This window comes from Synergistaceae bacterium (genome assembly GCA_017540085.1).
Classification (GTDB): domain Bacteria; phylum Synergistota; class Synergistia; order Synergistales; family Aminobacteriaceae; genus JAFUXM01.
In genome coordinates this window covers 15,236-27,201 of the sequence record JAFYBQ010000019.1, presented here as the reverse complement: position 1 = coordinate 27,201, position 11,966 = coordinate 15,236, and the positions used below count along the sequence as shown (strand labels likewise).

Genomic DNA, 11,966 nt, shown 5'->3' with positions numbered 1-11,966 from the left:
GAAAAACTTTCAAGCCCGCCGCTGAGAGTCTCTAGGGAGTCAGCCATTGTGATTAAATCCCTCCTTCCGTTACAGCGCAGTCAAGTATAAACTGTAACTGCTCCTCGTTGCGCCAATAGTCTAAACGCGGGTGATAAATCCATCCTTTTACCCTGCCCATCATTTCGGCGACATCACGCGGCGGAGTGTTGAAGGCAAGAAGTTTCGCGCTGTTTATGCGTACAAAGCTGTGCTTCCCGTCCTTGCCCATAGCGTTGATTTCGAGTCCGTAGGGGTCATTGTCGGTGTAGAATTTCGGGGAAGGGTTGTTGTTGCCGAACGGCCCAAGCTCAGAGACCGCCCGCCAGTCAGATATAGTAATGTCAGACGGAATGACGTTAATCACCGGGGTAACCCCTTCCGGCTGAATCACAATGTCAGTCAGCATACGCTCCAAATCCCCGCAGACCTCGCGCCAGTTCTCAGTGAGGACGGAGAATCCCGCGGCGTATTTGTGTCCTCCCCAGGCATCGAGCTTGGCGGAAATTTCCCGGAGGATTCCGACAGCGTCGCCGCCTTCAGGGACTCGGAGCGTCCCGCGTACAACTTCTTTTCCCACAGGCGCGGCCAAAACTATCGGCCTGTTGTACTGGGCGCATATACGGCTTGCGACTCCGCTGAGGACTCCTATTGGCCACTGCTCATTGTAGAGTACTTTGCGCGTGATGTTCCCGGTGATTATAGCGTCATCGATTTCGCGGGCTATATTCTCGGTCAGGGTCTGCCGCTTTCGGTTGATTCTCATAAGCTCGTTCACGCAGGAATATACAGCGTCATTGCTTCCCGCTCCCAGTAACGCACGGACTCCAGTGTCAGCGGTTGCTATTCTTCCGGGGGCATTGAGGCAGGGTATTACGCGCATGGAAAGATGTTCTTCCGTGAGCTGGGACTTATTGAGTCCGAGACAGTCAAAGAGGGCGGAGAGTCCCCGGCGTGGGTTTGTCCGCATAAGCCTCATGCCGTAGCGGACTAAGGAGCGGTTCAAATTGTGGAGGGGCATACAGTCGGCAATAGTGGCGAGCGTAACAAGGTCAACGGCGTACTGTAGGAATTTTTTTGACACTATATTTTCTTTCCACGCCCAGCACCATAGGACAGCGGTGGCGCAGATTTTCTGATGGTCTCCGGCCTCCATGTTAATGCAGGGGTTGACGATTGTCGGGATTGTTACGGGGGCTGACAGTGAATGATGATCGAACACAAAAATGTTTATGCCCTTGTCGGCGAGTTTCTGTAACATTTCGGAGTCATTCGTCCCGCAGTCTGTAACAATGAGGGTATTACAGCCCATTCCCGGAATCTTGTCGAGGACTCCGGCGTTGAGTCCGTAGCCGTGAACGTCTCTTCTTGGGATAAAGTAGCGAACCTGCGCGGCCTTGTTGCGGAAAATTTCCATAGCAAGAACTGTTGACGATATGCCGTCCGTGTCATAGTCTCCGTAAACCAAAACATTCCCGAACGAGCTTTTTGACTCCCACAGAGATTTAGCGGCCTTGCTTCCTTTTCCGAGGTCAAGACTGTCAATCTGCCTGCTGAAATCGGGATGTATCCATTCGCGGAGGGTGTCAATGTCTTCCCCGCCTTTGAGCATTTCGAGGACTCCCGCGGCTAATGTCGGGCATGATAATTCGCTGGCGAGTCTGCGAGTGTAGTCGCCCGGCCTGTATATTTTGAGGTCTGAAATGTCGCATGTAGGTATCATGATTTGCGCCTCCTCAAAAAGTAATCCTGAAGGATTCTGACGCATTCATTCTCCATGACTCCCGCCGTAACTTTGCAGACGTGATTTAGGCGTGAGTCGCTGAGGATGTTATAGAGAGTGCCGCCCGCGCCTGAACGGTAATTCCTCGCGCCGTAAACGACTCTTGAGACTCTTGCGTTGACACAAGCCCCCGCGCACATTGGGCAGGGTTCGAGGGTAACATAGAGCGTACAGCCCGTGAGATTCCAGCAGCCGGATTTTTCCGCACACGAACGAATCGCGATTATCTCGGCGTGTTCTGTAGGGTCAGAAATTTTGCGGTCGCTTCCGTATGAGATTATGTCATTTCCCCTGACGATTACCGCGCCGACTGGGACATCTCCGCGCAGGTACGCTGATTTTGCCTCGTCAAAGGCTATTTGCATGTAATAATTATCATCGGTCATGTAATTTGCGCCATCTCCGATTCATGTTAGGGATATTAAGTTTGTGAGTAATTATACACGCCGTGAAAGGGACAAAATTTTTGCGGGAAAAATCATCAGGGGCAGGACAAAAATATTACCGGGAACAGCGCGGAGAGTTTCAGGATTCAGCAGTGCGGGGGATTAACGCTTGTTCTTTCTTGCGGGAAGAGGCCGGGCAATAATTTTCTGCCACAGGGAAATATACTGCTCATGAAGGAATGTCGGGTAGTCGGTCTCAAGGCTCGGACGCTCCCATTTATACACGTCTGCCCGCCCGGACAAATACCGCCTCAATGCGGGGGGCGTGTCGTCATCAATCACAACAGCCGCTCCCCTGTTCCTTGCGTCATCGAGATATTCACGGAGGCCGGAAAAATTTCCCTTCTGCCACAGCTCTAAACCTTCAGGCCGCTCAACTTTGCACCCCGCCGCACGCAGCAATATCCCTGAAGAGCCGCTTAGATCCGCGATATTCATATCCTTCAAGACCTGCCCGACAAGAATCGAGCTCGACAATCTCGCCTGAAACTCTGCAAGCCTTCTTTGATAGTACGGATAATTCTGCGAGTCCCACTCAGAAAGGGCGGTTAAAACTCTCTGAGCCACGAACGGAATCACAGAGGGGTCAAAAAGCGAGTTTTCCGCGACTGGGAACGGCGAGTAAAGATATTTGACGGTATATTTTTCCGGAGACTTTATGCCGGAGTTGCCTGCGTCATTCTCATCGAGAGCTATTATTTTTGACCCAAACGGAATTTCACGCAGGACTCTCCCCCGGTCGGCCATGACTAAATCGCCTCTGTCATTCCACACTCTTATAGGCGTAACATTCACTTCAGGGCCTCCGATAAATGAAGCAAGGAGGGCGAGCCACGGATGAGTTACAGCTACATTCAGTTTGTCATCCGCAGAGCCTGCCCCCGCAAGCAATAATATTCCGAGAATTAACGCCGTGAACTTAGTCGCCAAATTTAGCCCTCAAATCCTGCAGGATTAACGCCGCGACTTTAGCCTCGGTGCTTTTTCTGCTTTTGCCTGTCTCTACATGCTCAAAGCCATTCATGTAAAGCCTGACCGTGAATGTAGGAGCATGGGAAGGGCCTTCCGTCTTGAGAAGCTCATAATTCGGCAGGGGCATTCCTCGTGCCTGAAGCCATAACTGAAGGGCGGTCTTTGGGTCTCGTTCGACAAACTGCTCTTCCGCGTCGCTGAGAAATAATTTCTTCACGACTCTTTCCGCCGCGCTCATTCCCCCGTCGAGGCACACCGCGCCGATTACAGCCTCAAGAGCATTTGCCACGACAGATTTCGGGAGATTTCCTGCCTTCATTGTGTGGCCGTGAAGGAGTATATACGGAATGCGGAGAGAGTCGGCCTTCCTGAAGAGGGAGTCTGTTCTGACTAGGCCGGAGCGCATTGTTGTGAGTTCGCCCTCGTTAGCGTCCGGGTAAGTACGGAATAATGTTCTTGTTACGACAAACTCAAGCACCGAGTCTCCGAGAAATTCAAGCCGCTCATTGTTGTAGCTGAGGCCGTATTCTTTCGCAAATGACGAATGGCATAAAGCCTCCTCAAGAATCATTTTATCCTCGAACGTGTAGCCGATTCCCTCTTCAAGAAATTTAATCTCGTGTTCGTCAAGCCGCTGCTTTTTCCTGAGCGCGTCAAAATTAAACTCTGCCATACCGCTCAAATGCCAGTACCCCGTTATGCCCGCCGAATCCGAAACTGTTCACAAGAAGCCTGTCAACCTTCCTGTTTACGCCTGCGCCTGTTGAAATGTTGATGTCGCAATCGGGGTCAGGTGTCTCATAATTCAGTGTGGGATGTATATATCCTTCCTCGATGGCCTGCATTGACGCGATGACCTCAAGCCCTCCTGCCGCGCCTAAGCAGTGTCCTATCATTGATTTTGTTGACGTTACTGTGATGTCTTTTGCCTTGTCGCCGAAAACGCGGTTAATCATTCCTGCTTCCATTTTGTCATTGAGACCTGTAGATGTCCCGTGCGCGTTGATGTAATCGACCTGTGATTTATCCCATCCCGACATAGATATAGCGCGTTCGGTTGCGTATGCGGCTCCCTTTGCTTCAGGGTCAGGGGCGGTGATGTGTCCTGCGTCGCATGAAGTCCCGTACCCGGTGAACTCGGCGTAGATGTGCGCTCCCCGCGCTAATGCGTGTTCGAGTTCCTCAAGAACGACAACCCCGGCTCCCTCGCCCATCACAAACCCGTCCCGGTTGAGGTCGAACGGTCTGCTTGCGTGTTCCGGGTCATCGTTTCGCGTGGATAATGCTTTCATTGACGCAAATCCCGCAATGCTTATCGCCCGTAATGCCGCCTCAGTCCCTCCGGCTATAATCACGTCAGCGTCATCGCGTATGATTGTGTGATAGGCTTCTCCCATTGAGTGAAGCGATGTAGCGCACGCCGTAACAACACAAAGATTCGGGCCTTTTGCGCCGAGTACTATTGCAACGTAGGCTGTTGACATGTTGCTAATCATCATGGGAATAAAGTACGGGCTGACTCTGCGTGAGCCTTTCTCAAGCATGATCCTGAAATTGTTGAATGATGTCTCTATTCCGCCCTGGCCTGTTCCTATATACACTCCCAGCCGGTAAGGGTCAACGGTCTTAACGTCAAGCCCGGAATCCTCAACGGCCAGTTTTGCCGCAGCTACTGCGAACTGTATAGCTCTGTCGGATCTTTTCGCCTCTTTTCCCGGCATGTAGAGTGTAGGGTCAAAGTCTTTTATCTCAGCTCCGAATGTTACGGGGCAGTCTCCGAGGTCAAATGTTGTGATGGGTGATATTCCGTTCCTGCCCTCACGGAGTGCCTGCCAGTAATCTTTTTTCCCGGTTGCAATAGGACTCACAGGGCCTAATCCTGTTACTACTACTCTGCGTTTGCTGTGTGTCAAGTTTTTCACGCTCCTTTATACAAAACAGGGGGCAGAACCGATAAACAGCCCTTCCCCCGCAAATGGCTTGTTGAAATTTGAGCCTGCTTAGTCCTCCACGCCGATTTTGCTCAGTGTGTAGTTCATTGCCTCGCCCACTGATGTAAGTTTCTCTGCGTCCTCGTCAGGTATCTCGATGTCAAACTCTTCCTCGATTCCCATGATAAGCTCGACTATATCAAGCGAGTCAGCTCCGAGATCCTCGACAAATGATTTTTCCGGCGTAACCTGGTCTGCCTCTACGTCAAGGCGGTCTGATACTATTGCTTTGAGTTTGGCTACTGCTTCTTCTTTCGTCATGTTCACTTCACCTCCTTAAAGGGATAATTTTCTCTGCGCTGATACTAAACCATTGTCATGCCCCCGTCAACAGCTAAAACCTGCCCGGTGATATATGCGCTTCTGTCTGACGCAAAAAACGACACTGCCTGCGCGACATCTTCAGGGCTTCCGATTCTGCCTTCGGGTATTGATTTCAGTATTGCTTCCTTCACATCGGGCTTCAGTATATCAGTCATTGCCGTATCAATAAAGCCCGGTGCGACTGCATTGGCTGTGATTCCCCTTTGGGCATATTCGCGGGCTATTGATTTCGTCAGGCCGATTATACCAGCTTTTGACGCGGAATAATTGCACTGCCCCGCGTTTCCTATGAGTCCTACGACAGATGAGACTGATATTATTCTCCCGTAACGCGCTTTAGCCATGTCCTTAATTGCGAGCTGTGAGCAGTAAAACGCGGCATTAAGATTCGTGTTGATGACCGCCTGCCAGTCTTCAGCCTTCATACGCATTAGGAGAGTATCGCGTGTAATCCCGGCATTGTTGACGAGTACAGCGACATTTTCCCCGAAATATGATTTTACGTCAGCAAACATTTTCGCGGCCTCATCCTGAATACTTACGTCAGCCCGGAAGATTTCTGCCTTCACTCCGAGAGTCATAACCTCATCGCGGAGAGTCTTTGCGGCTTCCCCGCTGTGCGCGTAATTTATGGCAACGTCAAAACCGTCATGGGCAAGCTGAAGGGTTATAGCGCGTCCGATCCCTTTTGCGGCTCCTGTGATAAGTGCTAACATTTACGCCTCCAATTTTGCGCGCAGAGCCTCTAACTTTTCGGGTGTTCCTGCTGAAAATATGTCGAGACCCTTGCGGCATTTCTTGACGAGTCCGGCTAGCACTTCCCCCGGCCCTATCTCATAGAACGACTCAATCCCTAAATCCCCGGCCATGAATGACACGGAGTCTTCCCACAAAACCGGGCTGAACGTCTGAGCGTACAACCTCTGCTGAAGCTCTGCGGGATCTTTGGCGGGCTTTGCGTTCACGTTTGAGATGATGTCGAATTTTGACTCGTGCCATGAAATTTTCGCGAACTCGGCTTTGAGCTTCTCGGCGGCGGGCTTCATGTACTGGCTGTGAAAAGGTGCGCTGACAGAGAGCTTCACGGCGCGTTTTATGCCGAATGATTTTGCGTTTGAGATTGCCGCGTCGATGTACTCATTCATTCCTGAAATTGCGACTTGTCCGGGACAGTTGAAATTTGCGGGGCTTATTTCACCGTTCGGGGCGACAGATTCGCAGAGCTTTTCAGCGTCATCACGACTCCCGCCGATTAACGCCGCCATTCCTCCGACATTTTCGGGTACGGCCTCCTGCATGAATATTCCGCGATTCCTCACGAGCCTTACAGCGTCCGGGAAGTCAATCACTCCTGAGGCGCACAAGGCTGTATACTCGCCTAAGCTGTGTCCGGCCATGCAGACAGGGGAAATTTCCGCGCCCATCTCATCACGCAATACCGCAAGAGCCGCAATGCTTACTGTCATTATTGCGGGCTGTGCGTTCCTTGTGAGGGTTAATTCTGACTTGTCCCCCTCAAAAATGAGCCGTGATAAATGCTCGGACAAAGAGTCGTCCGCCATGTCAAAAATATTCTTTGCTGACGTGAAAGCCTCGTACAATTCGCGTCCCATTCCGACAGACTGCGAACCCTGGCCGGGAAAAATTATCGCGTAACTCATTCTTTCACCCCTGACATATTCCGCATGATTTCTTCTGCCTCCGTGAACATCCGCTGAATTATTGCCCTTGCGGGGAGAATGTCATTAATCATGGCCGCGCTTTGTCCCGACATGAGCGAACCCCATTCCGTGTCGCCGTCAACAACTGCCGCCCGGAGCTTTCCTGTTCCGAGTGCTTCAATCTCAGACGCGGGCGCGTGTTCATGTTCGAGACGCTCAAATTCAGCCGTCAATTTGTTGCGGAGACATCTCACGGGATGGCCGAGACTCTGACCAGTGATAGCCGTGCTTCTGTCTCTTGCGTCAATTACTGCCTGCTTGTAGTTCGGGTGAACGGTGCATTCCTCGCAGCATATGAATCTCGTGCCGACCTGAACGCCCTCAGCACCCAGCGCAAAAGCCGCGGCGACTCCGCGCCCGTCAGCAACACCGCCCGCACATATCACAGGAATCTTCACGGCCTGCGAAATCTGCGGAGTAAGTACCATTGTCGTAAGCTCTCCGATATGGCCGCCTGCCTCCATTCCCTCAGCAACAACGGCATCCGCTCCCTGCTTTTCGACCCTGCGAGCCTGAGTTACGGAGGCTACTACGGGGATAACGATTGTTCCGAGGGGCTTTAGGCGTTCGAGGAATTTTCCGGGACTGCCTGCGCCTGTCGTTACTACCGGGACTTTCTGCCTCACGGCGACTTCAAGCGCGCTTTCGGCTGTCGGGGACATCAGCATGATGTTGAGGCCGAAAGGTTTTCCGGGCAGCAATAACTTTTTGGCCTTGATGATTTCCTGCTCTAAGATGTCGGGAGGAGTCGCGGCCGCTGCGATTATTCCGAGTCCGCCTGCGTTGCTGACTGCTGATGCTAATTCGGCGTTTGCTACCCATGCCATTCCGCCTTGTATGATGGGATATTCAGTGCCTAAGAGCCTGCATATTCGGTTACTTTCTCCCATGAGATTAATACTTGTCTTTAACATTCTCTCACCTCTCTAAATTTCGCGGTTGATTTGTGCTGTTCCGTCTTCTGCTATGTATTTCCTTGCGGATGAAATTGCGCTGACTATCGCGGGATATTTCGAGCGTCCGTGAGCCTTCAGCACCGCACCTTTCACGCCCAGCAAAGGAGTCCCGCCGTATTTCTCGTAGCTGAAGCGGGCAAGCATTCTCTTCACTGTCGGAGCAAGCAATAATATTCCGGCTTTGGCCATGAGGGATTTGCTGACTTCCTCAGAAAGTGTTGACTTGAGACGCTGAATTAATCCCTCGCCTAACTTGAGGGCAATATTTCCGTTGAAGCCATCGCAGACGACAACATCAGCCTTCCCGAAAAATACCTCGTTCCCCTCGATATATCCGCCGAAATTCACCGCTCCCTGCTTTTCGATAAGCTCGCGGGCGGCAAGAACAGTATCATCGCCCTTAATGTCCTCGCTTCCGTTGGACAATAATTTGACACTGGGATTATCGACTCCGAGAATTTTCCGTGAATAAACGCTGCCCATCTGCGCGAACTGCAAGAGATTTTCCGGCTTGCACCTGACTGTCGCGCCAACGTCAAGCGTAAATGATACTTTGTCGGCTGACGGAATCGGGACTCCTAACGCGGGGCGGTCAATGCCTTCAATCCGTCCGACAACAAGCACTCCCCCTGCCACAATTGCGCCCGTGCTGCCTGCGCTGATACAGCCCTGTGCGTCTCCGCGCCTGACCATCTCCATAGCTACGCGGAGGCTTGAGTCTTTCTTCTTGCGGATGGCGTTCGCGGGGTGTTCGTCAGGGTCAATAATTTCTGTTGCGTGTTCAATGTGGATTCGCTCGTGCGGAGTGAGACATGATTTTATGCGCTCTGTGTCGCCTGTGAGTATTATTTCTATGTCGTCATACTGTTTGCAGGCTTCATAAGCTCCCTTGCAGATCTCGGAAGGCGCGTTGTCTCCTCCCATTGCGTCAAGTGCTATAGTAATTTTTCTGCTCAAAGTTTATTCACCTGCCTGGCTATTCTAGTATTTCAATGATAAAACGCCCTACAAAAATTTCCTTGTCCCCTGCTTTTGTGCGGACACTGACAATCTTTTTCCCGTCATGATTCACTCCGACTTTTGCCCGCGCAACAAGCACATCACCCACGTGGGCATGACCGCTGTAATGTCCCCTCATGGACTCGATAATGACTTTCGCCGAGTTTATGACAGCAACAGCGATTGACCCTGCCTGCGCGTAAATGTAATTGTCGCTCACAATGTCCGTGAACCTGAACGCCATATCCCTGGCCGTTCTGAGGACGGATAACGCCCATTTATCCGGCTCAAGCTCAAGAAGGTCGCCGATAACCTCAGAGGGACTCAATGACTGCAACTTGCTCACGGCATTCTGCGCCATCGTGCGAATCCTCTCGCGAAGCTCCGGGACTCCCATCAATGCGCGGTCAAGCCTCACTGTAGAAATGCTGACATTGAGGCGGGAAGCTAATTCATTGTCCGTAATCATGGGATTGGATTTCAGGATTTCCGATAGCCTGTCATGCCGTAATTTTCTTGCGGGCTTGTCTTTTAGCACCTGATAATAATACCTCACTGCAAAAATTTTGAATGGCGAAAAGTATACGGGCTGTGATTGAGTTCGTCAAGACTGCATGAAAAATGTTTGAAGCCGTCAGCTAGCTGTACAAAAAAATAACCCCTCCCATTATCGAGAGGGGCAATCACTTTCACTTTAGCACTGAACAAATGCAGGCGTATCCGCAGGCGCGTCAAGATATTTCTTGAGTTCGCCGTCAAGTTTCAGCACCGTAACCGAAAATCCCTCCATGTCGAGCGATGTCATATAGTTGCCGACAAGAGTCTTCACGACCTTCAGCCCGCGCCCCTCAATGACATTCTTCACGTGCTTGTTTGCTACGAGCAATTCCATCAGCGGAGTGCCGCCCATACCATTCACAAGCACACAAACTTCATCACCCGCGCTGTAAATCCCCTCGGCAAAAATTTTCTCAAGCAGTTTATCCGCAATGTTGTTCACGTCAGAAATTTTTTCCCTGTGAGTACCGGGTTCACCGTGAATCCCGATTCCGATTTCGATCTCATCATCGGCAAGCTCAAAGCTCACTTTCCCCGCGGCAGGCACTGTGCAGGCGTTCACGGCCATTCCCATTGAGCGAACGTTAGCGATTACTTTCTCTGCGACGCGCTTAACGTCAGAAAGCTCCGCGCCGGACTCAGCGCACGCACCCGCGATTTTGTGTACGAGGACGGTACCTGCGATTCCCCGTCTGCCTGTCGTCCACGTTGAATTTTCGACAGCGACATCATCAGCGACTATGACATGCTCGACTTTGATCCCCTCATCTGCTGACATTTCCTCGGCCATCTCGAAATTCATCACATCGCCCGTGTAATTCTTTATGATGAGGAGGACTCCTTTTCCGCCGTTGACAGCCTTCACAGCCTCGTAGACCTGATCGGGAGGCGGAGACGTGAACACCTCACCCGCCACAGCACCGTCAAGCATTCCGCGCCCGACAAAGCCCCCGTGCGAGGGTTCATGCCCTGAACCGCCTCCGGACACCAGCGCGACTTTCGGAGACGCTCCGCCTGCACGGACAAGAACATTCAGACCCTCAAGCCTTTTGACGTACTGAGGATATGCCGCCGTCATTCCGTCTAACATTTCGTCAACAATATTCTCAACGCCATTGATTAACTTCTTCATGTGAAAATCTCCTCCCTATAATTTACTGGCCTCGCGTGATTCTTCAGCCGCCGACAATACAGACTCAATGCTTCCCCCGCCGGCCGCCTCAACCGCCGCGCACACTGCACCTTCAACAATCGGAGCGTCAGCAATCACCGCATTAATTCCGCGCCCCTCGTCTTCAAGAAGCTCTATCGCAGACTCGGCACTCATTATCGCGCTTCCTATGTCCGCAAGAATCACGACACCTTCTCCCGCGTCAGCCTCCGTAACCGCGTCAGCAATCTTTTCCGTGTCAGTCCCTGTTGAGCCGTCATCGAGTCCGCCTGCCGGGATAATTCCCTCATGGCCGCGAGCCATTTCCCGCGCGAGGTCGCACACTCCTTCAGCGATCTTCCAGCTGTGAGACACTATTACGATTCCTACCATGACGATTTACGCCCCCCTGTAATAATCCCGGACTGCCTCAAGCGTAATCATTGCCGAGGTCGCGCCGGGGTCCTGATGTCCTATTGAGCGTTCACCGAGATAACTTGCCCGGCCTTTCGTGGCGATTATCGTTTTCGTGTACTCGACTCCTTCTCGCGCAGACTCACACGCCGACTCCAACGCCGAAATCATGTCCGCGCCCTCTGAAATTTTCTGTGAGAATGATTCGCAGGCAGGAATTAGAGCGTCAAGCATAGTTTTTTCGCCCTTTACGGCTTTTCCGCGCTTCTGTATTCCTGCGATGGCCGACTCAAGTATGGCTTTCATGTCTGAGGGGGTAAGCTCCGTTTTTCCCGCTGTAATTTTCCCTGCCTCCATGTATGCCGTGCCGTAGAGAGGCCCTGAAGCCCCGCCGACTTTCGACAGGAGAGTCATTCCTGCCTTCCTGAGAGTTGCGCCGATGTCGGAATCTTCCGGGGATAATTTCTCCATGACCGCCGCGAATCCTCTGGCCATGTTTATGCCGTGATCCGAGTCGCCTATTTCGCGGTCTAATTCGGTGAGGAAGTCTTTATTTTCTGCGATACGTTCAGCGATTAATGAGATACATTTATAGACTCCGCCCATTTGTTAGCCTCCTTTTTTGTGTGTGGGA

The 11,966-nt window shown here is 51.8% G+C and carries 14 protein-coding genes; all 14 read right to left on the bottom strand.

Annotation, left to right across the window (positions count from 1 at the left end; all coding sequences use genetic code 11):
* Positions 1-52: 52 nt before the first annotated feature.
* The gene (locus IKQ95_03535) at positions 53-1,741 is read right to left on the bottom strand and encodes a DHH family phosphoesterase (GenBank protein ID MBR4195767.1); all 1,689 of its coding nucleotides are present in this window, start codon (positions 1,739-1,741) and stop codon (positions 53-55) included.
* Positions 1,738-2,187, bottom strand: a complete 450-nt coding sequence (gene tadA, locus IKQ95_03530) for a tRNA adenosine(34) deaminase TadA (GenBank protein ID MBR4195766.1) — start codon at positions 2,185-2,187, stop codon at positions 1,738-1,740. Before tadA ends, IKQ95_03535 begins: the two co-directional genes overlap by 4 nt.
* A 162-nt stretch (positions 2,188-2,349) precedes the next feature.
* Positions 2,350-3,177, bottom strand: a complete 828-nt coding sequence (locus tag IKQ95_03525; GenBank protein MBR4195765.1) for a hypothetical protein — start codon at positions 3,175-3,177, stop codon at positions 2,350-2,352.
* Positions 3,167-3,892, bottom strand: a complete 726-nt coding sequence (rnc, locus tag IKQ95_03520; protein MBR4195764.1) for a ribonuclease III — start codon at positions 3,890-3,892, stop codon at positions 3,167-3,169. The genes IKQ95_03525 and rnc overlap by 11 nt, the downstream gene beginning before the upstream one ends.
* Positions 3,879-5,132, bottom strand: coding sequence for a beta-ketoacyl-ACP synthase II (gene fabF / locus IKQ95_03515; GenBank protein MBR4195763.1), 1,254 nt, complete (start codon positions 5,130-5,132; stop codon positions 3,879-3,881). The genes rnc and fabF overlap by 14 nt, the downstream gene beginning before the upstream one ends.
* Positions 5,133-5,219: 87 nt before the next feature.
* Entirely contained in the window at positions 5,220-5,471 is a 252-nt protein-coding gene (gene acpP / locus IKQ95_03510) for an acyl carrier protein (protein MBR4195762.1), read from the bottom strand.
* Positions 5,472-5,515: 44 nt separating this feature from the next.
* A complete protein-coding gene (gene fabG / locus IKQ95_03505) occupies positions 5,516-6,250 on the bottom strand; it encodes a 3-oxoacyl-[acyl-carrier-protein] reductase (GenBank protein ID MBR4195761.1) in 735 nt (244 codons plus the stop codon).
* Positions 6,251-7,195, bottom strand: a complete 945-nt coding sequence (gene fabD / locus IKQ95_03500) for an ACP S-malonyltransferase (GenBank protein ID MBR4195760.1) — start codon at positions 7,193-7,195, stop codon at positions 6,251-6,253.
* Positions 7,192-8,145, bottom strand: coding sequence for an enoyl-[acyl-carrier-protein] reductase FabK (gene fabK, locus IKQ95_03495; protein MBR4195759.1), 954 nt, complete (start codon positions 8,143-8,145; stop codon positions 7,192-7,194). Before fabK ends, fabD begins: the two co-directional genes overlap by 4 nt.
* A gap of 36 nt (positions 8,146-8,181) precedes the next feature.
* Complete coding sequence (gene plsX / locus IKQ95_03490; GenBank protein ID MBR4195758.1) at positions 8,182-9,156, bottom strand: phosphate acyltransferase PlsX; 975 nt, start codon at positions 9,154-9,156, stop codon at positions 8,182-8,184.
* 31 nt (positions 9,157-9,187) lie between these two features.
* The gene (fapR, locus tag IKQ95_03485; protein ID MBR4195757.1) at positions 9,188-9,748 is read right to left on the bottom strand and encodes a transcription factor FapR; all 561 of its coding nucleotides are present in this window, start codon (positions 9,746-9,748) and stop codon (positions 9,188-9,190) included.
* Positions 9,749-9,904: 156 nt separating this feature from the next.
* Positions 9,905-10,900: a dihydroxyacetone kinase subunit DhaK gene (gene dhaK / locus IKQ95_03480; protein MBR4195756.1), complete on the bottom strand. Its 996-nt coding sequence runs from the start codon at positions 10,898-10,900 to the stop codon at positions 9,905-9,907.
* 15 nt (positions 10,901-10,915) lie between these two features.
* Entirely contained in the window at positions 10,916-11,311 is a 396-nt protein-coding gene (gene dhaM, locus IKQ95_03475) for a PTS-dependent dihydroxyacetone kinase phosphotransferase subunit DhaM (protein ID MBR4195755.1), read from the bottom strand.
* A 6-nt stretch (positions 11,312-11,317) separates the two neighbouring features.
* Positions 11,318-11,938: a dihydroxyacetone kinase subunit L gene (gene dhaL, locus IKQ95_03470; GenBank protein MBR4195754.1), complete on the bottom strand. Its 621-nt coding sequence runs from the start codon at positions 11,936-11,938 to the stop codon at positions 11,318-11,320.
* Between the last annotated feature and the right edge of the window lie 28 nt (positions 11,939-11,966).

Bases quoted from the DNA above. Each gene is read 5' to 3' on its own strand.
- dhaM (MBR4195755.1), bottom strand. From the start codon at position 11,311: ATGGTAGGAATCGTAATAGTGTCTCACAGCTGGAAGATCGCTGAAGGA.
- rnc (MBR4195764.1), bottom strand. From the start codon at position 3,892: ATGGCAGAGTTTAATTTTGACGCGCTCAGGAAAAAGCAGCGGCTTGAC.
- tadA (MBR4195766.1), bottom strand. From the start codon at position 2,187: ATGACCGATGATAATTATTACATGCAAATAGCCTTTGACGAGGCAAAA.
- dhaL (MBR4195754.1), bottom strand. From the start codon at position 11,938: ATGGGCGGAGTCTATAAATGTATCTCATTAATCGCTGAACGTATCGCA.
- fabG (MBR4195761.1), bottom strand. From the start codon at position 6,250: ATGTTAGCACTTATCACAGGAGCCGCAAAAGGGATCGGACGCGCTATA.
- acpP (MBR4195762.1), bottom strand. From the start codon at position 5,471: ATGACGAAAGAAGAAGCAGTAGCCAAACTCAAAGCAATAGTATCAGAC.
- IKQ95_03535 (MBR4195767.1), bottom strand. From the start codon at position 1,741: ATGATACCTACATGCGACATTTCAGACCTCAAAATATACAGGCCGGGC.
- fabK (MBR4195759.1), bottom strand. From the start codon at position 8,145: ATGGGAGAAAGTAACCGAATATGCAGGCTCTTAGGCACTGAATATCCC.
- dhaK (MBR4195756.1), bottom strand. From the start codon at position 10,900: ATGAAGAAGTTAATCAATGGCGTTGAGAATATTGTTGACGAAATGTTA.
- fabD (MBR4195760.1), bottom strand. From the start codon at position 7,195: ATGAGTTACGCGATAATTTTTCCCGGCCAGGGTTCGCAGTCTGTCGGA.